The organism is Bacillus sp. EB01 (assembly GCF_000613125.1).
Taxonomy (GTDB): Bacteria; Bacillota; Bacilli; order Bacillales; family Cytobacillaceae; genus Bacillus_D.
This window is the reverse complement of the sequence record NZ_HG964497.1, coordinates 3,470,949-3,494,748: the sequence shown is the minus strand read 5'-3', so window position 1 is coordinate 3,494,748 and position 23,800 is coordinate 3,470,949. Positions and strand designations below refer to the sequence as shown.

General features: G+C 44.5%; 21 protein-coding genes. 2 read left to right on the top strand and 19 right to left on the bottom strand.

Annotated elements, in window-relative coordinates:
• Nucleotides 1-178: 178 nt before the first annotated feature.
• Nucleotides 179-1,459, bottom strand: a complete 1,281-nt coding sequence (locus tag TY16_RS16080) for a DNA polymerase IV (protein WP_043932857.1) — start codon at nucleotides 1,457-1,459, stop codon at nucleotides 179-181.
• Nucleotides 1,460-1,628: 169 nt separating this feature from the next.
• Here TY16_RS16080 and TY16_RS16075 point away from each other — a divergent pair, with 169 nt between their 5' ends.
• Entirely contained in the window at nucleotides 1,629-2,438 is an 810-nt protein-coding gene (locus tag TY16_RS16075) for a hypothetical protein (protein WP_043932856.1), read from the top strand.
• Between the two features lie 103 nt (nucleotides 2,439-2,541).
• Here TY16_RS16075 and TY16_RS16070 read toward each other — a convergent pair whose 3' ends face one another.
• From TY16_RS16070 to mce, 3 genes are all read right to left on the bottom strand, one after another.
• On the bottom strand, nucleotides 2,542-3,660 hold the full coding sequence (locus tag TY16_RS16070) for a M20/M25/M40 family metallo-hydrolase (protein ID WP_043932855.1): 1,119 nt from the start codon (nucleotides 3,658-3,660) through the stop codon (nucleotides 2,542-2,544).
• A gap of 75 nt (nucleotides 3,661-3,735) precedes the next feature.
• Entirely contained in the window at nucleotides 3,736-5,286 is a 1,551-nt protein-coding gene (locus TY16_RS16065; protein ID WP_043932854.1) for an acyl-CoA carboxylase subunit beta, read from the bottom strand.
• 1 nt (nucleotide 5,287) lies between these two features.
• Nucleotides 5,288-5,701: a methylmalonyl-CoA epimerase gene (gene mce, locus TY16_RS16060; protein ID WP_043932853.1), complete on the bottom strand. Its 414-nt coding sequence runs from the start codon at nucleotides 5,699-5,701 to the stop codon at nucleotides 5,288-5,290.
• Nucleotides 5,702-5,887: 186 nt separating this feature from the next.
• Here mce and prli42 point away from each other — a divergent pair, with 186 nt between their 5' ends.
• Complete coding sequence (gene prli42, locus TY16_RS26330; protein ID WP_155922268.1) at nucleotides 5,888-5,983, top strand: stressosome-associated protein Prli42; 96 nt, start codon at nucleotides 5,888-5,890, stop codon at nucleotides 5,981-5,983.
• Between the two features lie 112 nt (nucleotides 5,984-6,095).
• Here the strand turns inward: prli42 and TY16_RS16055 are convergent, their stop codons facing one another.
• The 15 genes from TY16_RS16055 to bcd form a co-directional block, all read right to left on the bottom strand.
• Entirely contained in the window at nucleotides 6,096-6,608 is a 513-nt protein-coding gene (locus TY16_RS16055; RefSeq protein WP_043932852.1) for a L,D-transpeptidase, read from the bottom strand.
• A 40-nt stretch (nucleotides 6,609-6,648) separates the two neighbouring features.
• A complete protein-coding gene (locus TY16_RS16050; RefSeq protein WP_043932851.1) occupies nucleotides 6,649-7,629 on the bottom strand; it encodes an aromatic acid exporter family protein in 981 nt (326 codons plus the stop codon).
• 268 nt (nucleotides 7,630-7,897) lie between these two features.
• On the bottom strand, nucleotides 7,898-8,620 hold the full coding sequence (locus TY16_RS16045; RefSeq protein WP_043932850.1) for an amino acid ABC transporter ATP-binding protein: 723 nt from the start codon (nucleotides 8,618-8,620) through the stop codon (nucleotides 7,898-7,900).
• Entirely contained in the window at nucleotides 8,613-9,272 is a 660-nt protein-coding gene (locus tag TY16_RS16040) for an amino acid ABC transporter permease (RefSeq protein WP_043932849.1), read from the bottom strand. Before TY16_RS16040 ends, TY16_RS16045 begins: the two co-directional genes overlap by 8 nt.
• 78 nt (nucleotides 9,273-9,350) lie before the next feature.
• On the bottom strand, nucleotides 9,351-10,136 hold the full coding sequence (locus TY16_RS16035) for a transporter substrate-binding domain-containing protein (RefSeq protein ID WP_043932848.1): 786 nt from the start codon (nucleotides 10,134-10,136) through the stop codon (nucleotides 9,351-9,353).
• Between the two features lie 414 nt (nucleotides 10,137-10,550).
• Nucleotides 10,551-10,988, bottom strand: coding sequence for a BrxA/BrxB family bacilliredoxin (locus TY16_RS16030; protein ID WP_043932847.1), 438 nt, complete (start codon nucleotides 10,986-10,988; stop codon nucleotides 10,551-10,553).
• A gap of 266 nt (nucleotides 10,989-11,254) precedes the next feature.
• Nucleotides 11,255-12,304, bottom strand: coding sequence for a methylmalonyl Co-A mutase-associated GTPase MeaB (meaB, locus tag TY16_RS16025; protein WP_043932846.1), 1,050 nt, complete (start codon nucleotides 12,302-12,304; stop codon nucleotides 11,255-11,257).
• Entirely contained in the window at nucleotides 12,305-14,482 is a 2,178-nt protein-coding gene (scpA, locus tag TY16_RS16020) for a methylmalonyl-CoA mutase (protein ID WP_043932845.1), read from the bottom strand.
• The gene (locus tag TY16_RS16015) at nucleotides 14,472-16,247 is read right to left on the bottom strand and encodes a methylmalonyl-CoA mutase family protein (protein WP_231505637.1); all 1,776 of its coding nucleotides are present in this window, start codon (nucleotides 16,245-16,247) and stop codon (nucleotides 14,472-14,474) included. The genes scpA and TY16_RS16015 overlap by 11 nt, the downstream gene beginning before the upstream one ends.
• 338 nt (nucleotides 16,248-16,585) lie before the next feature.
• On the bottom strand, nucleotides 16,586-17,914 hold the full coding sequence (locus TY16_RS16010) for a dihydrolipoamide acetyltransferase family protein (RefSeq protein WP_043932844.1): 1,329 nt from the start codon (nucleotides 17,912-17,914) through the stop codon (nucleotides 16,586-16,588).
• A 40-nt stretch (nucleotides 17,915-17,954) separates the two neighbouring features.
• Nucleotides 17,955-18,938, bottom strand: coding sequence for an alpha-ketoacid dehydrogenase subunit beta (locus TY16_RS16005; protein ID WP_043932843.1), 984 nt, complete (start codon nucleotides 18,936-18,938; stop codon nucleotides 17,955-17,957).
• Nucleotides 18,938-19,945 carry a thiamine pyrophosphate-dependent dehydrogenase E1 component subunit alpha gene (locus TY16_RS16000; protein WP_043932842.1) on the bottom strand — a complete coding sequence of 336 codons (1,008 nt, stop codon included), beginning with the start codon at nucleotides 19,943-19,945 and terminating at the stop codon, nucleotides 18,938-18,940. Before TY16_RS16000 ends, TY16_RS16005 begins: the two co-directional genes overlap by 1 nt.
• Before the next feature lie 61 nt (nucleotides 19,946-20,006).
• A complete protein-coding gene (gene lpdA / locus TY16_RS15995) occupies nucleotides 20,007-21,428 on the bottom strand; it encodes a dihydrolipoyl dehydrogenase (protein ID WP_043932841.1) in 1,422 nt (473 codons plus the stop codon).
• A gap of 18 nt (nucleotides 21,429-21,446) precedes the next feature.
• Nucleotides 21,447-22,544, bottom strand: a complete 1,098-nt coding sequence (gene buk / locus TY16_RS15990) for a butyrate kinase (RefSeq protein WP_043932840.1) — start codon at nucleotides 22,542-22,544, stop codon at nucleotides 21,447-21,449.
• A gap of 145 nt (nucleotides 22,545-22,689) precedes the next feature.
• Complete coding sequence (gene bcd, locus TY16_RS15985) at nucleotides 22,690-23,784, bottom strand: branched-chain amino acid dehydrogenase (protein ID WP_043932839.1); 1,095 nt, start codon at nucleotides 23,782-23,784, stop codon at nucleotides 22,690-22,692.
• Nucleotides 23,785-23,800: the final 16 nt, after the last annotated feature.

The following is a 23,800-nucleotide window of genomic DNA, read 5'->3' as shown; positions in this document are numbered from 1 at the left end:
CGTGGAGGAAAACCGGGAAGGTGCGCATAAACCTTAAAAAATGTTCCGTAAATAGTAAAAAGTGATCGCATAAAACTCAGAAAGTCTTTATAAAACGCGAAAAATACGCATAAAAGCTCGCACAATAGAGTTTTCCAAATCAGCATACTAAATGCCGCTCTGAATTTCAGGGCGGCATTTATTTTGATTTATTATCATCCTGTCCAGGCTTAAAACCGCGAAGAAAATCTTTATTAAAACTTGTTTGAGTCCCCTTGTTGGCATCGAGCTCGGCTTTGCTTCCGGCATTGGTAATTATGTTTTTGCCATACTTGTCCTTCAATTCAGAAAGAGTCTTGAATAATGGCTCCTTCCTTGCTTCTTTTTCATAGGAAAATAAATCCAGTTGGGTTGCAATTCTATCAATATCTGCCAAATCTGAACCTGTAATCCCTAGCAGCCTGACCGGGTTACCGTTCCAATTGCTCATAAAAAGCTGCTTGGCCAGCTGCAGGATATCTTCCTTAGAGCTGACAGGATTCCTTAGTTTACGGCCGCGATTTATCGTTTTGCGGTCCTTGTACCGAATCGTGATTGCCAAAGAATTAGCAACAACCTTCTTTCGTTTTAGTCGGGTTGCCACTTTATCGGAAAGACCTTCAAATACCTTGAACAACTCGTGCTGGTTGGTCATATCCCTCGGAAGGGTTGTGGAATTCCCTATACTTTTAAAATCCGAAACAGAATCCGGGTCAACCGGGCGAGCATCAATTCCATTGGCTCTTTCCTTTAGTCTGGTCCCATTTATTCCAAGCAGCATCTTCAATTGTATGTCATTACCGCCAGCGAGATTCCCAATGGTTTGTATGCCAATCCCGTTCAATTTCTCTGCAGTTTTTGCTCCAATACCGTGCATGTCCCCTACAGGGCGATGCCACAGAACGGCAGGAATATCCCGCTTTCTAAGAACTGTAATCCCAAGAGGTTTTTTCATATCGGAAGCTGTTTTGGCAAGGAATTTATTTGGCGCTATCCCGATGCTGCATGGCAGATCAAGCTGTGCCATGATCCGTTTCTGGATGCTGTGTGCTATTTCGAGTGGGCTGCCCAGCTCGTGGCTTCCTGTAATATCCAAATACCCTTCATCAATTGAGACAGGTTCAACCAGCTCGGTGAATTGGGCAAGTATCTCGAACATGGCAGTCGATGCAGTCCTGTATCGGTCAAAATTCGGTCTCATCACAATCAATTGCGGGCAAATCTTTTTGGCTTCCCAGAGTGGCATTGTTGTCTTGATTCCCATTTTCCTAGCCTCATAGCTGCAGGTGACAATAATGCCTCGCCTTTCTTCAGGATTTCCAGCGATGGCAAGCGGCTTCCCCTTCAAGGCCGGATCATGCGCCATTTCAACCGATGCATAAAAGCTATTCATATCAACATGTAAAATAACCCGCCCCTTTTTCGGGTACATTTCCCTCACTGCCAACACCTCCAATTACCTATTAGTTTAGCAAAAAAAGCGAACACCTGCACGAGTCACCTAATGGGTGTGACCCGGAGCCCATTTAGTTTCATTTATGCAACTTGGTATTGTGGACCACGTCTAATTAAAGATAGCTTCATATTTCAATAAGGAAGTGGATAGGCATATGAGAAAGATTTATTTAGTCATACTCACTATTTTTCTTTTAGCAGGCTGCAGTTTTTGGAATAGTTCCAAGCCGAACAATGAATCAGGAGGAGTCCAAAAACCAACAGAACAGACAGACGGAGGAACGGAAACGTCAGGGGATAAGGAAGAAATTGATGGAGAAAAAGATAAACCTGTTAGCAATAATTCCGGTAATGGACCAGGAGGTAAACCCGGAACTGGTACAGATGGGAGCTCTGGTGGCAAACCCACAGGCGAGGGTGCAAACGGAGAAAATGACAGGCCAATTGAGACTGGAAGTTACTTTCCTGAAGGCAATAAGATCAAAACCTTCAAAGGAACTGGAAATGAATTTGCTTCTGAAGTGGAGCATGTTTTCACCAAGGAGGGAAAATACATTGCTACCATAACTGATAATGGCGGGACAAGGATGCTTAGGATATACAACCTTGGTAAGAAGGGAATTTCGATTGTTTACGAGGAGCCAGAATATTATTCGGAGGATGCCCCCTCAATTGAAAATTACAAAGCAGCATTTAAAGAACAGCTTGTTTTGCCAAATCCAATCAAACTGAAACAAAGCTTTGACGGATGGGTCGTTAAGGAAATTGATGCAACCATTTCTGTTCCATATGGAAAGATTAGCAAGGTCATCGTGCTTGAGAAGATCGGGACAGATGGAAGCATTGTCGAGAATTACTGGGCACCCCGGCTTGGGATTGTAAAAAAGACGTTATATTTAAAGGACTCAACTGGGAATGAAATGAGTGTAACGACTGAACTTGAAAAGATTGAAAACCTGCCTTAAAGATAAAGGAAAGGGAACCCGCTTGGGCTCCCTTTATCGTTTCATTATTTTTTAAAAAGTCAATTCGACAACCTTTTAGGCGACCTCAATTTAAAAGTGTATCTTACTTCGCAACTTCCTCAACGATGGCAAGGGTCATCTCAGCCAGTTTGCCAAGCTCTTCAACCGGCATCCGTTCGTTTGTTGTATGGATATCCTCATACCCAACTGCCAGGTTGACAGTCGGTATTCCGAATCCTGCTATCACGTTGGCATCGCTGCCCCCGCCGCTTTGCTGGAGCTCACAGCTGCGGCCAATTTTCGCTGCTGCTTTCCTGGCTACTTCGACAACATGGTCACCTTCACCAAATTTGAAGCCAGGATACATGACCGTCACATTCACTTCGGCTCTGCCGCCCATTTCTGATGCAGCCGATTCAAAGGCTTCTTTCATTTTCGCTGCCTGTGCTTCCATTTTATCTGCCACAAGGGATCGTGCTTCAGCCAAAATATCAACACGGTCAGCAACAATGTTCGTAGCCTGGCCGCCGGCAAACCGCCCGATATTGGCTGTGGTTTCACTGTCAATCCTGCCCAAAGGCATCCTGGCAATTGCTTTCGCAGCAATTGTAATTGCGGAAACTCCCTTTTCAGGCGCTACACCTGCATGTGCAGTCTTTCCATAAACAACTGCTTCAATCCGGGCCTGAGTAGGAGCGGCAACAACAACATTGCCGACGAGGCCATCGCTATCAAGTGCGTAACCGTATTTAGCAGTGATCTTTGAAGGATCTAAAGCTTTGGCACCCATAAGGCCAGACTCTTCCCCAACTGTAATAATGAATTGTATTTGCCCACGCGGGAGATTCTGCTCCTTCAGGACACGAATCAATTCAAACATCGCTGCAAGTCCAGCCTTGTCGTCTGCACCGAGAATGGTTGTGCCATCTGTAACAACATACCCATCCTTGATGGAAGGCTTCACGCCATTCCCAGGAGTCACTGTGTCCATATGGCTAGTGAAGTAAATTGAATCAACCCCATCCTTCGTTGCAGGAAGCGTACAAATCAGATTGCCTGCACCATGCCCTGTAACGGCTGTAGTATCATCTTCAAAAACATCGAGACCGAGCTCGGTGAATTTTTTCTTTAGGACTTCTGCAATTTTTGCTTCAAATTTTGTTTCTGAATCGATTTGAACAAGTTCAAGGAACTCATTCAATAAGCGCTCATGGTTAATCATCCGTAAAACCTCCGTCTGGTTATGTACTCACCATTTCAGTATACTCTTGTCAAACTCGAGCTTCAACCAATGGGGTTAGAGCGGAATATTTCCATGCTTTTTATGTGGCCGTTCCTCTTGTTTATTCCTTAGCATATCCAATGCCTGGATAAGCTTTATCCTGGTTTCCCGCGGATCGATGACATCATCGACCATTCCCCGGGCTGCAGCCACATAAGGGTTGGCAAACTGCTGGCGGTATTCCTCAATCTTCTGCTGACGGACCTTCTCTGGTTCAGGCGAACTTTGGATTTCTTTAGCAAAAATGATATTCGCTGCTCCCTGCGGTCCCATTACGGCAATCTCTGCGTTGGGCCATGAAAAAACAAGATCGGCGCCAATTGATTTACTGTTCAGCGCCACGTATGCACCGCCGTATGCCTTTCGTAAAATAACGGTCAACTTCGGTACGGTCGCTTCAGAATAAGCATAAAGTATTTTAGCACCATGGCGGATAATCCCGCCATGTTCCTGTTTAATCCCCGGAAAGAAACCGGTTACATCTTCGAATGTTATGATCGGTATATTAAAAGAATCACAGAAACGAATAAAACGGGAGGCTTTGTCGGAAGAATCAATATCAAGGCTGCCGGCCATCACCTTTGGCTGATTGGCAACCAGCCCTACCGGTTCACCTTTTATTCTTGCAAGGCCAACTACAATATTCCTTGCAAAATCCTTGTGAATCTCCATAAAACTATTATTGTCAACAACCTGCTCGATTACAATCCGCACATCGTATGGCCTGATAGGATCAAAGGGAATACAATCCACCAGGTCAGCCCTATAATCGTCTTCATCGGCGACAGTTACTACCGGAGGCCGTTCTTTTGAATTTTGCGGGAGATAGCTTAATAGCCTTCTCACTGAAGCCAGAACTTCTTCTTCCGTCTCTCCTCTAAAATGGGCATTGCCGGAGATCGTATTATGAACCTTGGCACCGCCAAGATCATCAGAAGAAATTTTTTCACCGGTCACCGTCTCAATCACTTTTGGTCCTGTAATAAACATTTGGCTCGTACCCTCTACCATGAACACAAAATCCGTAATAGCGGGTGAATAGACAGCGCCCCCGGCACACGGCCCCATAATGACTGAAATTTGCGGAATAACGCCTGAATAGATGGCGTTTCGATAAAAGATTTGTCCGTAGCCATCCAGTGACACGACGCCCTCTTGAATTCTTGCCCCGCCGGAGTCGTTCAACCCAATAACCGGTGCGCCGCTATTGGCAGCCATGTCCATCAGTTTGGCAATTTTATGGGCGTGCATTTCCCCAAGAGCACCACCGAACACAGTGAAGTCCTGCGAAAAAACATAGACTGCCCGGCCATTTATTTTGCCATATCCGGTTACAACCCCGTCACCTGGCCCTTTCTGCTGGTCCATACCAAAGTATGTAATCCTGTGCTCAATAAAAGGATTCAATTCAACAAATGTACCTTCGTCTACAAGAATAGCAATTCTCTCACGTGCTGTCAGTTTCCCCTTTGCATGCTGCCGCGCAATTTTTTCATCACCGCCGCCCATTTCGATTTCACGGCGCTTATCATACAATTCATTAATCTTTTCAAATATATCCGGCATGTTACTTCTCCATCCCCTTCTTCTCGCAAAACTCGTATAATATCCCACCGGAATCTTTTGGGTGCATGAACGCAACCATCGCTCCATGTGCTCCCAGCTTCGGCTCCTCATTAAGCATCCTGATACCGGCTTCCTTCATATCGTTAATCCTATCCTGAATCGATGTAACCCCCAGTGCGACATGATGGATTCCTTCTCCCCGCTTTTCGATATGTTTTGCAATAGGGCTGTCCTCGGACGTTGGTTCAAGCAGTTCCAGCTTTGTCCCTCCCGCATCAAGAAATGCGACAATCACCTTTTGGCTTTCCACTTCCTCAATTCCAAGGAGAGGGAGCTTTAAGGTATTCGTATAAAATGGAAGTGCCTGTTCGAGTGATTTAACGGCGATCCCAATATGGTCCACTTTTTCAATCATGAATATCCCCCCTTGTATAAACTGCCAGTTCCACTAATAAGCGAAACTGAATTCCTCCCAAAAATTCGACAATTACTGTATTCTCTACAAAGTGTCATAAATCCTTCCTAATTTGAAAGGTTGTTAGTTGTCCGGATTCACGTTAAAATAGAATTATCCCATACACATTAAAGGGAGGAAACCAAGATGAATAGTCGTAAAACGAGGAAGGTCATTGTTTATTTAATGCTTTTTGCCATGCTGGCCTCAACACTCCTAATGGGATTGTCTACTTTCCTATAAGGTGCTACTATAGCAAAGGGACTGTCCGCAAAATTTGGACAGTCCCTTTTCTTGTTGTATTGAAAACTAGATTTTGCACTATTTTCCTCTCAAAGAGAAATTTGTGCTTTTGTTATTGTATCGCCCCGTATTCGATACCCAGTTCAGTGAACGGCCGGTCGGATGAAGTGATTAAAACCTTCGTACCAAGTGGGATGAAAGGATAAAGCGATTCAATTCCTTCGTTTTGCAGCCGGATACATCCGTTTGACACATATTTCCCAATAGAAGCCGGATCATTGGTTCCATGCAGCCCGTATACCCGGCCATCGGTCGCCTTGGCATCAAAGCCGATCCATCTAGAACCTAATGGATTTTCAGCATGGCCGCCGGGTATATTCTTTTTTCTGTAATAAGGCTGCGCTGCTTTTACTGTAACGGTAAAAACACCCTCCGGAGTCAGATCCTCGCTTTTGCCGGTTGCCACGGATAGGACAGTTTGAACCCTGTTCTCATCAATAAACGCCATCTCGTTTGTTTTTTTATTAATAATAATAAATGTATCCCCAGGAAGCGGATTTGGCCCTAAAGGCCAAATAGGGGAAACGAAAAGAACGGTAAGCAACGCAGCAAGCATTTGTGCCATTCATACCACCCTTTACTTTTTCCCCTAGTTTGTGCCAAACCTACTGTGGCAATACTTTCTTTCTTGGTTGCTTCAAGCCTTTGAACGAACTCTTTATCAAGAGATACTGTTCCAACTCATTGAGCATTTGGAACAAGCTGGCCCTGGCTTCAAATTCATCACGGGTCCTAGGGAGTTCCATTTCCTCAAAATCTCGTCTCATAAGCCTCAATTTATCAAGATAAATATATGCAGTATTCCCTGGATGAATATTTTCACACAGCTCCTCAATAAAATCAGCCATAATCCTTGCCTGTTGAACATTCTTCGGCAGGGAAGCGGCAATAGGCATAATCCTCTCGATAATTTCAAACTGTTTTTCCCTCATAGTGAAATAATGATAATATAAATTTTCTTCTCTGGCCAAATGATTCTCGACATCACGAAAGGCAAGTGATTTTGCTTCATTAAGAAGCTTTGAGGTAGCAGTCACTTCATGTCCATCCCAGATTGTTTCGTTTGTCCTTAAGTATTTTGCCATTTCCAGAAAAATCGTTCTGAAATTATCTTCAATTTTACTACTATACTCATAAAGCTTAGTCTCAAGGCTTGGCATATACCAATTCATCAATAAGGCCACACCTATTCCGACAATAATAATAATAAGTTCATTTAGGAAGATCTCTTTAGAAACTTCACCTGCTGCGTATATATGCATGATGATAACGGACGAAGTCACAATTCCATCCTTTGCTTTAAGCATTACAACGGTTGGAATAAAAAAGAACAGCATAAGCCCAATTACTAATGGATGATAGGCAATTAGTTCAAAAAATAGAGCTGAAAATGGCATTGCAAGTACGCAGGCAAGGAATCGATCCCATGACGCTCTGAGAGACTTCCTCTTTGTAGGTTTAATGCAAAGGATTGTGAGGATCCCAGCAGAAGAATAATTCGCTACCCCCAGCATCTGGGCTATAATAATCGCGGCCGCAGTACCGACCGCAGTCTTTATGGTCCTATAACCAATTCTATATCTCATACATTCACACTCCATGGGTCTTCAATCATAAAGCCTTGCCAAATTCCATTTCCTATAGCAAATATGTAAATCCACTTGATTACAATAAAGATGGAATAATTATAAGTGTTATGAATTAATTTTAACCTCTTCTTTTCCTAAAAATATCATTGATGAACAGAATGAATGACATTTCAGCTTTTACTATGGCATACGTAATCACGGAGCTCCGACTCTACAAAAACAAAGAAAAGATGATCATCCGACCATCTTTTCCATAATAACTCTATTAAAGCATTTTTTGCAAAAACTCCCGGGCGCGGCTGCTTTTTGGATTCGAAAAGAATTGTTCTGGCGGTGCATCCTCGACAAGGACCCCACCATCCAAAAACAAGACCCGGTCCGCTACTTCGCGCGCAAATCCCATCTCGTGTGTAACAATCGCCATCGTCATCCCGGTGTGGGCGAGCGATTTCATAACATCGAGAACCTCCTTGACCATCTCTGGGTCAAGGGCAGACGTCGGTTCATCGAACAGCATCACATTTGGCTGCATCGCAAGTGCCCTTGCAATCGCTACTCGCTGCTTTTGCCCGCCTGACAGTCTGCCTGGAAATTCGCTAGCCTTATCGGATAATCCAACTCTTTCTAATAGCTCATATCCGATTTTTTCTGCCTCTGCTTTTGAAAGACCCTTCACCTTCATTGGTGCATACGTCAAATTTTGAAGGACAGTTTTATGCGGAAAAAGGTGAAAGTGTTGAAAAACCATTCCGACATTCTCACGTACTTTCATAATATTTGTTTTCTTATCTGTAATTTCATTTTCACCAATCCAGATGCGGCCGCTTGTTGGAGTTTCAAGCATGTTCATGCAGCGAAGGAATGTTGACTTACCCGAACCTGATGGGCCAATGATCGCAACTACCTCTCCCTCTGCAATTGTAGTTGTGATTCCCTTCAATACTTCGAGCTTTCCAAAGTTTTTATGCAATTCACTAACTTTAATCACTGCGCCTCATCCTCCTTTCAAGACCCTTTCCAAGGAAGGTCAATGTAATGACCATCAGATAATAAATTAAGCCGGCAAAAAGAAGCGGTTCAAGATAGGCGTAATATTCGGCCCCTACCTGGTAAGACCTCCGCATGATATCTGCGACGCCAATGGTGGTGACAATGGCTGATTCTTTTGTCAGCGAAATGAATTCATTCATTAGAGCTGGGAGTATATTTTTCATAGCCTGCGGCAGGATGATGTCAAGCATCATTGGACGGGATGGAACGCCAAGTGCCATAGCGGCTTCCCTCTGCCCTTTGTCAACCGCAAGAATGCCGGCCCTGATAATTTCGGAAATGTAAGCACCTGAGTTCAATCCGAAAGACAGGATCGCAGCAACGTGCATATCAATTTGATAGCCCAGTAATTGCGGAGAGCCGAAATAAATAATCATCAGCTGCAGCACAAGTGGCGTTCCCCTGAACACACTTGTATAAGCATCCGCAAACCAGTTAAGCGGCTTAAACTTACTGATTTTGAATATTGAAAGAATAATACCAAGGATAAATCCCAAAATACCTGCAACAAGAACGATACCTAATGTTACCCAAATCCCTTCCAGTATATATGGCAAGGAAGGGACGATTTGTGCGAAATCCAGTCCCACTTAAAATTCATTCCTCTCTATATCAACTGTAAAAACGTCCAGAAAGGCAACGCCTTCTGAACGTTTCAATTTTCCCCTCTATTCTTCCCCGCCAAACCATTTAACAACCAATTTATCGAGTTCGCCGTTTTCCTTCATTTTTTTCAGTTCGGCATTGAACTTATCAGTCAGTTCGCTGTCCTTCGCAAATGCAATCGCAGAACCTGCTTCTTCCGGGTTTTCGGAAATTGTAAATCCTGAGAAACCTTCTTCGTTTTCAATGAAACCTTTAGCGACTGTATCTTCAATAATTGCTGCGTCAAACCTTCCAGATTTAATTTCTTGGATTAAATCTGGGATTCTATTACGGTCTTCGATTTTGAAGTCTACTTCTTTTTGGAGTTCCTTTGCTTTATCGCTCTGAATAGAACCGAGCTGGACACCAACAGTCTTGCCTTCAAGATCTTCAAGTTTTGTAATGCTGCTATCCTTAGTCACAATCAAATGGGAAGCGGTATAGTAGATATCAGAAAAATCAACATTCTTCTTCCGTTTTTCAGTTGGTGTCATACCTGCAAGGACAAGGTCTGCTTGTCCTGATTTTAGCGCCTGGACAAGACTATTGAAGTCCATATCTTTTACCTCGATTTCATAGCCAAGCTTTTCACCAAGTGCTTTTGCCAAATCAACGTCAAAACCGATAATTTCATCACTTTTTTTCGTATCGATATATTCAAATGGCGGGTAATCAGCTGAGGTAGCCATCGTAAGTGTTTTCTTTTCCTCTGCTCCGCCTCCATTTGTGTTATCTTCACTGGAACCACATGCCGCTATAATGCTGATAACAAGGGCCATAGCCAAAAATAAAACTAAACCTTTTTTCATTATAATTTCCTCCCTTTATTTTTCAGAATAATCGATAAACTTTTACCCATTACAGACAAGCCCGAATCCTTTCCAATCAAGTAAGAATGGACTCATTTTTATTCACATTAATGAATTTTAACACGTTTTAATAATTATTCAATACTATTTTTAAAAATTAATTTTCTGATTTTTTCCAGCGGTCTGCTGACAAGAAAATCGCAAGCAATTCGTTGTGGACTTATCGTAACCAGGGACCTAAGTAAACCAGGCGCTAGACGCTCCTCATTACGCAATCGTGTAATTTCGTGCGACCCAATTTCTGGAATGCTTTCCTTGTGGTGCTAGACATCCCTCAAAAAAGAGTTCTTTCTTAATATTACATAAAAAAACCCGCCACGCAAAAAGCGTGACGAGTAAGTTGATTTATGCTTTTTATAATTCTTCGCAGTGTTTATCGAATGCGTCTTGAAGCTTTTGAATGACAGCCATTGGTTCATGGCCTTCAATATCATGTCTCTCAAGCATGGTGCAGATTTTTCCGTCCTTTAGCAGGGCAAAAGATGGAGAGGATGGTGGATATCCTGTAAAAAAACTGCGTGCTTTTTCGGTTGCTTCCTTGTCCTGTCCGGCAAAAACAGTTACTAAATGATCCGGGCGCTTATCATAGTGAAGCGCGTGGGCTGCAGCCGGTCTTGCAATCCCGCCTGCGCACCCGCATACAGAATTAATCATGACCAAAGTTGTTCCTTCTTTATCAAAAGCTTGTTCAACCTCTTCAGGTGTCTTTAATTCTGTATAGCCGGCTGCAGAAATTTCATCCCGTGCCTGGCGGACAACATCGTTCATGAACAAATTGAAATTCATCGTCAATGGTTTCACTCCCTCATATCAATATACAACTTATATTCTATCATAACAGGGAAAATAAACTTTTTTCAATTAAAGAGAAAAATTTATGGAAGAGGTTTACACCTTTTCCATAATGGGAAAGTAAAGAATACAGCTAGATCCATACCCCTAAACTCCCTAATTTATTGGATAGCACTTTGTGCTATCCCCTTTTTTTTGTATACGGATGTATAGATATGCATTTTTTATTCACAAAAAATAATCTAAACGCACAAAATTATGCAAAATTAATTACTATTTTCATAAAACTGACCAAGAAGGATTTCTGCGGCACGCGCAGGAGTAATCCCGCCTTCAAGAATTTCTTTTTCGATAGGAGGAAGCATGGATTTTACTTTATCATTTTGATAGAAACTGTAATGAAGTTGATCGGAAATAACGTTATGAAACCAATCTTGGAGCTGTTTTCTACGCCTATCATCCCATGTTCCTGATTTCTCTCCAATTTTGGCGAATTCCACTATTGTGTCCCAGATTTCCGGGATGCCCTTCTTGGTAATCGCTGAACAGGCGAGTGCCTTCGTTTCCCAGCCAACAGTTGCCGGCTGAAGGAAGTGGAGAATTTTTCTATATTCATGAGCCGTTTTCTCAGCAAGACTTTGGTTTTCTCCATCTGCCTTGTTGACAATAATTGCATCCGCAAGCTCCATAATGCCTTTTTTCATTCCTTGAAGCTCGTCTCCAGCTCCGGTCAGGGTGAGCAGCAGAAAAAAATCCACCATCTCCCTGACTGAAACTTCACTTTGGCCTACTCCAACGGTTTCGACAAGGATTACATCATAACCAGAAGCCTCACATAGCAACATTGATTCACGAGTTTTCCTATGTACACCCCCAAGTCTTCCTGCAGAGGGGGATGGCCTGATGAAGGCTGATGGATGCCGGGAAAGCTGTTCCATCCGAGTCTTATCCCCGAGTATGCTGCCTCCAGTTACTGAGGAACTGGGATCTACCGCAAGCACGGCTACCTTATGGCCCATTTCGCAAAGATACAGGCCGAAAGCCTCGATAAAGGTGCTTTTGCCTGCACCTGGAACACCAGTTATTCCAATCCTGATGGAATGACCGGTGAAAGGCAGCAATTTTTGCAAAAGAGTCTGTGCATCTTTAAAATGGTGAGAAGCATTGCTTTCAATGAGAGTGATTCCTCTGGCAAGCGCGCTTCTGCTCCCCTCCTGAATTTGTTTTGCAAATTCAGCTGCCTCAAATTCCTTTCTGCTTTGCTTTTTAAATACTGGCTTGTTCTCCTTCATGGTGTTATCATCCTTTTTGCCCATTTACACTTCCTCGTACCCAAGCGATTTGTAGATCTGTTTGATAATATCCTGGGCGGCAACTGGAATGACTGTTCCGGGTCCGAAAATAGCGGAAGCACCATTTTCATATAAAAACTGATAATCCTTGGAGGGAATGACCCCGCCAACTACAACGAGAATATCAGGCCGTCCTAGCTTCCTTAGTTCCTTTACAAGCTCTGGAAGCAACGTCTTATGGCCGGCAGCCAGTGAACTAAAGCCAACGACATGGACATCATTTTCCACAGCCTGCATCGCGGTTTCGGCAGGTGTCTGGAAGAGCGGGCCGATATCGACATCGAAGCCAAGGTCCGCAAAAGCTGTGGATATGACCTTCGCCCCGCGGTCGTGTCCATCCTGTCCCATTTTTGCAATCAAAATCCTTGGCCGTCTTCCCTCGTTTTCCAGGAATTCCTCAGCCATTTGCTGAACCAGTTCAATTTCTTCTTCCTTCGAGAAAGTTGAACTGTAAACCCCGCTAATGGAGCGGATGGAAGCTTTATGGCGCCCGGCAGCCTTTTCAACTGCTTCAGAAATTTCCCCAAGTGTCGCCCTTGCCCTTGCTGCTTCAACTGCGAACTCCAGCAAATTGCCTTTGCCGCTCTTTGCTGCTTCCTCCAATTGAGCTAGAGCTTCAGCAACAGCCTGGCTATCCCTGTTTGCTTTTAATTCATTTAATTTTTCAATTTGGCGATGCCTGACCGCGGTATTATCAATATCCAGGATATCGAGAGGTTCTTCTTCGTTTGCTTTATATTTGTTTACTCCGACAATTATTTCCTTTCCTGAATCGATCAACGCCTGCCTTCTGGCTGCGGCTTCCTCAATTTTCATCTTCGGCAGACCGGTTTCAATCGCCTTTGCCATCCCGCCTAATTGTTCAATTTCATCGATATGGACAGTAGCCCGTTTAATCAAATCATTTGTTAATGCCTCAACATAATAGGACCCAGCCCATGGATCAATTACTTTTGTAATTCCTGTTTCCTCCTGTAGGAAAAGCTGAGTATTTCGGGCGATTCGCGCTGAAAAATCGGTTGGAAGGGCAATTGCCTCATCAAGAGCGTTTGTATGAAGCGACTGGGTATGCCCCATTGCCGCGGCATGTGCTTCAATTAAAGTTCTCATCACATTATTGAAAGGATCCTGCTCGGTCAAGCTCCAGCCAGAAGTTTGTGAGTGGGTTCTCAAAGCGAGCGACTTTTCACTCTTTGGGTTGAAATTCTTCATCATTTTTGCCCAAATGAACCGGGCTGCCCTCATTTTTGCTACTTCCATGAAATAATTCATGCCTATTCCCCAGAAGAAACTAAGCCTTGGTGCAAAGGAATCAATTTCAATCCCAGCTTTAAGCCCGGTCCTGACATACTCAAGTCCATCTGCAAGCGTATAGGCAAGCTCAATATCCGCTGGCGCTCCTGCCTCCTGCATATGATATCCCGAAATACTGATTGAGTTAAACTTCGGCATAAACTGTGATGTATAGGCAAAAATGTCGGCAATAATCCTCATCGACATTTCAGGAGGATATATATATGTATTTCGGACCATATACTCCTTCAAAATATCGTTTTGGATTGTTCCAGAAAGCTTATCCTTTGTCACACCCTGCTCCTCGGCAGTGACTATATAAAAGGCCAGCACCGGCAGGACAGCTCCATTCATTGTCATTGAAACTGACATCTGGTCAAGAGGAATTCCATCGAATAAAGTCTTCATATCAAGTATCGAATCGATGGCCACCCCCGCCTTGCCTACATCGCCGACAACTCTTTCATGCTCAGAGTCATACCCGCGATGGGTAGCCAGGTCAAAGGCAACTGACAAGCCCTTTTGTCCCATTGCAAGATTTCGCCTATAAAACGCATTGCTTTCCTCCGCAGTCGAAAATCCGGCATATTGACGGACAGTCCACGGCCGATTAACATACATGGTCGGATAGGGTCCTCTTGTAAATGGAGGCAGTCCTGGTTTGTCATCAAGATGCTCCAAACCGTTAAAATCGGCTTCATTGTACACTGATTTCAAGGCAATTCCTTCATTCGTTTCAAAAACAGAGTTACTGTTTTCCTTCAGCAAAGGCTCAGATTTTATTGCTCCATGCTCATGCTGCTCATTATTAAAAAGCGAGATTGTCTTAAAATCTGGTTTATTGCGCATTTCCTGGCACCTCCAATCCATTTAGGATGCTGTTAATAAATTGATAACAATTGCTTTTGGCATGAATGAAATCATGTATGCCAGCCGCTTCCCATTCCTGGCTGTTTCCCGGTTGTCCCGCCAGATACAATCTAATATCGGGATGCTTTTTCTTCAACTGGCTGGCAATTTCGAGTCCAACCTCTTCGTATAACTCATTACTAGAGCAGATACAAAAATTGGTGAGGCCTTTTTTTTCAACAAAGGCTAATGTGCCTTCAATTGTGAAATTGGGTTCACTTCGAACTGTACGGATACCGCCTGGGGAAAGGAAGCCTTCCACAAAATCAGCCCGGGGTTTATGGTCCCTGATGTCCCCAAGACAAATCAGGCCAAATTCGGTGTTTACCCCTGCAGTTTCAAGCTCTATAGCCTTTATCCTCAGCTCCTCGAATGGTACCGATAGCCTGGTCGGTATAGGTATGTTTGAAACTGGCATCCCTTTTGGCGTTTCTTCTGCAAGATTGGCATAAACGTTTGTGCCAATAATACTGCGCTTTCTATTTTTACTATCAATAAGTCTGTTATTAAGTGTTCTTTCAATCTCACTTTGGATCCAGCCAGATTGAAGCGAAGCCACCATGCCTCCGTGATGGTCGATTTTACAAAAAAGCTCCCAAGCCTTTTCTGCGAGCTGTTCGGTAAGCTCTTCGATGAACCACGAGCCTCCCGCAGGGTCCGCCACCTTATCAAGGTGCGCTTCTTCCTTTAGGATAAGCTGAATATTCCTGGCAATCCGTTCTGATTTAGGAGTTGCGCCTGTCAAACTATCATATGGATCAACATGTAAATACTGGGCTCCCCCAAGGACAGCAGCAAAGGCTTCATTTCCTGTTCGCAATAAATTGACATGAGAATCAAAAAGCGTAAGGGTAAATTTGGAGGTTTCAGCGGCTATGACCATCTTCCGCTTCGCTTCACTAGCCCCATATACTTCGGCTATCTTATCCCAAATGATCCGGGCTGCCCTTAGCTTGGCAACTTCCATAAAAAATTCCGAACCAATCTGAAAGTTGAAAACAAACTTGTCCACTATATCATCAATGTCCATACCAGCATCAAGCATGCTTTCAATATAGGAAACTCCTGTTGCGGCGGCTGCCGCTAGCTCCTGTACTGCATTGGCACCCCTCACATGGTACACACCTGTATCAACCATTACTGTTCTAAGCGCTGGCTCCCGTACAGCCGCAGTCTTAATAGATTCAGCCCAGTGTTCAAGATTGACTTCTTTTTCATAAGCAGATATTGGGTCAAAGGCTATGTAACCGGAGAGGCCTCCCTGGCCATCTTTCTTTTCAAGCTCTCCAAGTACTGCATCAATCCCAGTGCTTGTTTTAATCGCAAAAGGATGGCTTTTAGCAAAATATGCGAGCACCTCTGCATGTGCTGCGGTAAATTCAGGACTAACCTCAAGAGCAATCGCGGTTTGTCCATTTGCCGTCGCATCCTCAAGCTTCTCCCTTAATTCTTCAGGAGATATGGCGACAATTTTTTGTGCAATCCGCCATGGCTCATCTTGATAGCCATTTTGGTAAATTCCCCTGCGGTAGTCAGGCTTTCCAGCGAATCCAGGATTTTTTTTATCATCTGCTGAATAAAGCGGTTTCAAAACAATCTCTTCATATGTGCTGCTGCAAAGTGATTCTACCGTTTTTCCCTTCAAGGCTTGTTCTGCTTTTTCTTTCCAGTCATCAACGGTATAGTTATTAAATTGATAGTCCATTAGTTTCCCTATCCCCATATGCCCTGCCAATAAGGCAGCTCACCCCTTTTCAGCTCTTGTTCAAAGATTCTAAAAACTTCTCGCTCTAATTGTAGTATAGCGGGCTATTCCAGGCAATGAAGAAGAATTCTTTATGCATACAAAGCAATAGTTCTGGTTTTAAACTTGTTATGTTACCGACTAGAGGTCTCGAAACCCATAAAGGAAAGATAGAACCTGGCTATGTAACAAACCCGAGGTCGCGAAGCACTAACAGACATAGAATATTAACCATCAACTTGACCTCACCAATAAAGAAGGCTGACCAAATTCAATACTTTGGTCAGCCTAAAGGGTTATTAATAAATTGACGTGTTTTCCTTAGACATGTTCTCAATAATTGCCTTGACCCTCTGCAGGAACCGGCCGCAAACAAGGCCATCAAGGACACGGTGGTCGAGCGAAAGGCAAAGATTCACCATGTCACGGACAGCGATCATGCCATTGTTCATGACAACCGGACGTTTGACGATAGATTCGACTTGCAGGATGGCAGCCTGAGGATAATTAATAATGCCCATCGACTGGACTGAGCCAAATGAGCCGGTATTATTCACTGTGAATGTACCGCCTTGCATTTCGTCCATTGTAAGCTTCCCATCACGTACCTTGACAGCAAGCTCTGAGATTTCACGGGCAATGCCTTTAATCGTTTTCTCATCCGCATTTTTAATGACAGGGACAAAAAGCGCATCATCGGTTGCGACTGCAATCGAAATATTGATGTCTTTTTTCTGGATGATCTTGTCTCCTGCCCACATTGAATTCATATGTGGAAATTCTTTTAGAGCCTGTGCGACTGCTTTTACAAAGAAGGCGAAGAATGTCAGGTTGAAACCTTCCTTCTTTTTGAACTCATCCTTGAGTGAATTCCGATACTCAACAAGGGATGTCGCATCGACTTCGACCATTGTCCAGGCATGTGGTGCTTCATGTTTTGAGCGCAGCATGTTCGCTGCAATCGCCTTGCGGACGCCAGTCACAGGTATTTCTATATCACCAGGCAGTGTCGGAATCGAAATAGGAGCCTTCTCCTGGGCAGGTTTCGCAGCAGGCTGTTGGGTACCGGCTGGTGTTGCCGATTCTGTAAGGGTTTCCGCAGCTTTTGATGCTGCTGCTCCCGCTTGAGGAATAGTGCCTGATTCGATAAGCTTAAGCAAGTCCTTGCGAGTGATTCGCCCTGCCGCACCTGACCCGGAGACCTGGTTCAGGTCAATACCGTGTTCCTGGCTAAGTTTTAAAACTGCCGGTGAATACCGAGCCTTGCCCGATCCTTCTCCGGATTCCTTAACCGCGGTTGCGGCAGGCTGGTTCTGTTCAACAGACGCTATGGAAGTTCCCGCTTCGACTGTCTCAACTGTTTCAGCAGGCACAACAGCTTCCTCTCCACCAACATCTATTGTGCAGATAACTTCTCCAACAGCAAGGGTATCCCCTTCACCGGCAATCAATTCCTTGATGGTCCCGGTGAAGGAGGATGGTACCTCTGCATTCACTTTGTCCGTCATAACCTCTGCGAGCGGATCGTATTTGTTAACTTTATCGCCAGGGGAAACGAGCCATTTACTAATGGTACCTTCCGTAACACTCTCTCCCAGCTGCGGCATTTTAATTTGTTCAATTGCCAAAATGAAGTCACTCCTTCATACATATTAAAGGGAACGGCTTTTAAAATTCCGCAAGCTCCCGCATGGCCTTCTCTACTTTTTCCGGATTCATCATGAAGAATTTCTCCATTGTCGGGGCATATGGCATGGCCGGTATATCCGGTCCGGCAAGCCTTTTTATGGGAGCATCAAGATCGAACAGGCAGTTTTCAGCAATAATTGCTGATACCTCTCCCAAAATGCTGCCTTCTTTATTATCCTCTGTAACAAGCAGGACCTTCCCGGTTTTGGAAGCAGCTTCGATAATGGCTTCCTTATCAAGCGGATATACTGTCCGAAGATCGAGGATGTGCGCAGAAATGCCATCCTTTGCAAGCTTCTCGGCAGCCTGCAAAGCAAAGTGGACACAAAGGCCATAGGTAATGACGGTAATATCTTCGCCTTCACGTTTCACATCAGCCTTACCAATCGGAAGCGTATAATCCGTATCAGGAACTTCACCCTTGATTAGGCGGTAAGCCCGTTTATGTTCAAAGAAAAGGACCGGGTCATCATCACGGATTGCTGCCTTTAGCAGACCTTTTACATCATAAGGAGTCGAAGGCATAACAATTTTCAAACCAGGCTGGTTTGCAAAAATAGCTTCAACTGATTGCGAGTGGTACAACGCCCCATGGACACCTCCTCCATAAGGAGCACGGATAACGATCGGGCAGTTCCAGTCATTATTGGAGCGATAGCGGATGCGCGCTGCTTCGGAAATAATCTGGTTGACTGCTGGCATGATGAAATCGGCGAATTGCATTTCAGCAATTGGCCTCATGCCATACATGGCAGCTCCAATTCCGACACCGGCAATCGCAGATTCAGCAAGCGGGGTGTCAATCACACGTTCTTCCCCAAACTTATCGTACAGCCCAACGGTTGCTTTAAAAACCCCGCCTTTGCGGCCAACATCCTCACCAAGGACAAAAACTTTAGAGTCTCTCTCCATCTCTTCACGGATTGCCATTGTTACAGCATCAATATAAGAAATAACAGCCATTATGCATCCCCCTTGTCATCAGCGTAGACATAGTTGAGGGCGTCCTCAGGCTTTGCATAAGGAGCATTCTCTGCATACTCTGTTGCTTCGTTGACCTGCTTCATGACGCGCTCATTGATTTTCTTCTCCAATTCATCATCCATAACGCCCGTTTCCTTTAAATAAGCGCCAAATGTAATAATCGGATCCTTAGTCTTTGCTTCGGCAACTTCATCCGGTGCGCGGTAAGCCCTGTCATCATCATCGGAAGAATGTGGAGTAAGTCTATAGGAAATCGTTTCAACAAGTGTCGGACCTTCTCCGCGCCGACCGCGGTCGGCTGCTTCCTTGACAACCCTATAGACTTCAAGCGGGTCATTCCCATCTATCGTATAGCCAGGCATTCCATAGCCAATTGCCCTGTCTGACACATTCTCACAGGCAAGCTGCTTTTCAATTGGAACAGAAATAGCGTACTTGTTGTTTTCGCACATTAAAATGACAGGCAATTTATGAACTCCGGCAAAGTTGGCGCCTTCGTGGAAATCACCCTGGTTTGATGAGCCTTCACCAAACGTGACAAACGCAACAAGATCTTTCCCTTCCATTTTTCCGGCCAGAGCAATCCCGACTGCATGTGGGACTTGTGTTGTTACAGGTGATGAACCTGTAACAATCCGATTTTTCTTTTGGCCAAAGTGGCTTGGCATCTGACGGCCTCCGGAGTTTGGATCTTCTGCTTTTGCAAAGGCAGATAACATCAATTCCCTTGGTGTCATTCCAAAAGTCAAAACAACTCCTAAATCCCTGTAATATGGAAGGACATAGTCTTTTTCCTTATCGAGTGCAAATGCTGCCCCGATTTGTGCAGCTTCCTGTCCCTGGCATGAAATGACGAAGGGAATCTTTCCGGAACGGTTTAAAAGCCACATCCGTTCATCCAGACGCCGGGAAAGAAGCATTGTTTCATACATTTCAAGAACCTTTTCATCGCTCAGGCCCAAAGCGTGGTGGCGGTTTTCAACCATATATCAAGTACCTCCCATGTGTTCGTATTGATTTATTCGTTTAGAAGCTAAAGTCAGTTCTTTAAGAGTGAATCGCCATGCCATCGACTGCCAGCGCGGCTTCCCCTATAGCCTCTGACAATGTTGGATGCGGATGAATCGTATGGGCAATTTCCCAAGGAGTTGCATCCAGCACTTTTGCAAGCCCGGCTTCGGAAATCATGTCTGTTACGTGTGGTCCGATCATATGGACACCAAGCAAATCATCTGTGTCTGCGTCAGCAATGATTTTAACAAACCCATCTGATTCTCCAAACACAAGCGCTTTGCCTATTGCCCTGAAGGAGAACTTTCCAGTCTTGACATTGTAGCCTTTTTCTCTTGCCTCATCTTCGGTCAATCCAACGCTCGCAGCTTCAGGATGGCTGTAAATACATTTGGAAATAAGCGTGTAATCAATTGGGTTTGGATGGTTTCCAGCAATATGTTCAACTGCAGTAATGCCCTCGTGAGAAGCAACATGTGCAAGCTGCAAACCGCCAATTACATCGCCAATTGCATATATGTGGGATTCTTTTGTTTGATAATATTCGTTTGTTGCAACGAACCCTTTTTCTATCTGAATATCAGTATTCTCGATGCCGATTCCTTCGACATTGGCTTGCCTGCCTACTGATACAAGGATTTTTTCTGCCTTATATTCCTTGAGCTGGCCTTTGACTTCAGCAGAAATAGAGACACCCTCTTCTATAGTTAGAGTCTCAGGAAGGACTTTTGCACTTGTTACAATTTTTACGCCGCGCTTTTTCAAAAGCCGCTGCATTTCCTTTGAGATTTCGTGATCCTCGGTTGGTATAATCCTCGGAGCATACTCAAGGACGGTTATCTCAACGCCAAAATCGGATAGCATTGATGCCCATTCAATCCCAATAACTCCCCCGCCTACAATCACAATTGATTGCGGCAAGGCTTCAAGTCTCAGTGCCTCATCCGAAGAGAGGACATATGTACCGTCAATGTCCAGGCCCGGCAGTGAACGGGGCCTGGAGCCAGTTGCAACAATGACATTTTTGGGAATGAGCATTTCGTTCTCGGTGCCATCATTCATTTCAACGGAAATTGTACCAGGCATCGGCGAGAAAATGGATGGCCCAAGAATTCGGCCGGTCCCTTCAAAAACATCGATTTTCCCCTGTTTCATTAGGTGTTGGACACCTTTATGCAGTTGGGAGACAATCTGATTTTTTCTCTCCTGAACCTTCCCAAAATCAAAAGTGACATCTGGCGCAATAATGCCATACTCCTCGCTCTTTTTAGCTGTAACATAAACTTCGGCGCTTCTTAGCAATGCCTTGGAAGGGATACATCCGTTATGAAGGCAAGTTCCCCCAAGCTTCCCCTTCTCGACAATTGCAGTTTTCAAGCCTAACTGAGAGGCGCGGATTGCGGCCACATAACCGCCTGTTCCTCCGCCCAAAATGACCAAATCATATTCCTGAGCCATGCTTTATCCTCCTGCTATTTAATAGCGGATTTTATTTGGATATTCCTTCACACTTTCCTCACCGCGAAGCACGCGAAGCGCACCTTCAGCCAATGCCTGCAGCTCATTTTCGCCGGGGTGGATGAAACAATCGGAAATCCAGTCAATCCGGTCTGTGATCAATTTGACGAATTCCTTGCCATAAGCAAGCCCGCCAGTAAGAATGATAGCATCCACTTTTCCGGCAAGTACTGCACTTGCGGAACCAATTTCCTTGGCAACCTGATAGGCCATAGCTTCATATACCAGCCTTGCCTTTTCGTCACCTTTTTCTATCATTTTCTCTACTTTTACTGCGTCACTCGTGCCGAGATAGCTGAAAAGACCACCCTGTCCGACTAGTTTTTTCATAACTTCATCACGGTAGTACTCGCCGGAAAAGCAAAGGCTGACGAGATCGCCGACAGGAACAGTACCTGCCCGTTCTGGACTAAATGGACCTTCACCATGAAGGCCGTTATTTACATCAATAACCCGGCCGCCTTTATGGACGCCCACAGTAATGCCGCCGCCCATATGTGTCACAATCAAATTCAAGCTTTCATAGCTCTTGCCTAGATCCCTTGCGACTCTTCTTGCCACCGCTTTTTGATTGAGTGCATGAAAAATGCTTTTACGCTGAATTAATGACACACCCGAAATTCTGGCAATATCCTGTAACTCGTCTACAACGACAGGGTCAACAATATAGGCCGGGATGTTTAAACCAGATGCAATCTCATAAGCAAGAATGCCTCCCAGATTGGATGCATGCTGCCCTGCATATCCTGCTCGAAGATCGGCAAGCATTGTCCCGTTTACTGAATATGTACCACCTTCGATAGGGCGGAGCAGCCCTCCCCTTCCGCATACAGCACTCAGCTTTGAGATATTGATACCTTCTTCATGGAGTGTTTCCAAAATAGTCTGTTTACGGAATTCGTATTGGTCAATGATGCTCTCATAAGAAGCAATATCCTCAGATTCATGTCGGATTGTCTTTTCCATTACCGGACGCTCGTTGTCATAGATGCCGATTTTTGTTGAGGTAGAGCCGGGATTAATGACGAGGATGCGATAGTTTTTGCTTTGCTTCATACAAGACCTCCAAAAAAACTGATGTTATGGCCGGTCACCCTCAGTTCATATTCCCCAATGGGCAAACCCTGCATTTAAGGTAAAGCCGCATGCCAATAAAGCACATGCGGCTAAGCGTGGCCAATTTTTGACGTAATATTATTGATTATCGTCTGCTCAGAATATGGTGGCCATTTTGCAAAAATTGATTTCTTGAATTGCGAAGTTTACTGATCCGTTCTTCGACCATACGGTCTGCTGATACATAAGTTGGTATACCATCGCGTTTGCTTATTTCCATTACCTTCTCAATATTGGTATAGATTTGCTCGACCCTCTTCATAGCGCGCTCCCTGTTATAGCCGTGAAGCTCATCAGCTACGTTAATGACACCGCCAGCATTAATGACATAGTCTGGCGCGTAGACAATACCCATCTCATGAATGGTATCCCCGTGGCGGGTATCCTTCAGCTGGTTGTTTGCGGCTCCTGCAATGACTTTGGCGCGAAGCTGAGGAATTGTATCATCATTGATGACTGCCCCTAGTGCGCAAGGTGCGTAAATATCGCATTCAACACTATAAATTTCGTCAGGATCAACTGCTTTGGCACCAAATTCTTCAACTGCCCGCTGAACAGCTTCCTTATTGATGTCAGTAACAATCAGATTGGCTCCTTCTTCATGAAGATGCTTGCACAGGTTATAGGCTACATTCCCCACACCTTGAATCGCAATTGTTTTGCCCTCAAGCGAGTCGGAACCAAACGCTTCTTTTGCTGCAGCTTTCATTCCCCTATATACGCCATAGGCTGTAACCGGTGATGGATTGCCGGATGAGCCGAACGCTGGAGAAATTCCTGTCACATAGTCGGTTTCCTCATGAATCAAATCCATGTCTGCAACTGTTGTGCCTACATCTTCCGCGGTGATGTATCTTCCGTTCAAACCTTGAATATACCGGCCAAATGCACGGAACATTTCTTCATTTTTATCCTTGCGCGGGTCACCGATAATAACTGTTTTTCCCCCGCCGAGATTCAGGCCGGCTGCAGCATTTTTGTAGGTCATTCCACGTGCAAGCCTTAGTGCGTCTTCAATAGCTGCTTCCTCGGAGTCGTATGTCCACATCCTGGTTCCGCCAAGTGCTGGTCCTAACGTTGTATCATGAATGGCAATGATTGCCTTTAAACCGGATTGCTTGTCCTGACAGAATACCAATTGCTCATAATCATACTTTTCCATATACTTGAAGATTTCCATTTGTTGTTCCTCCTCT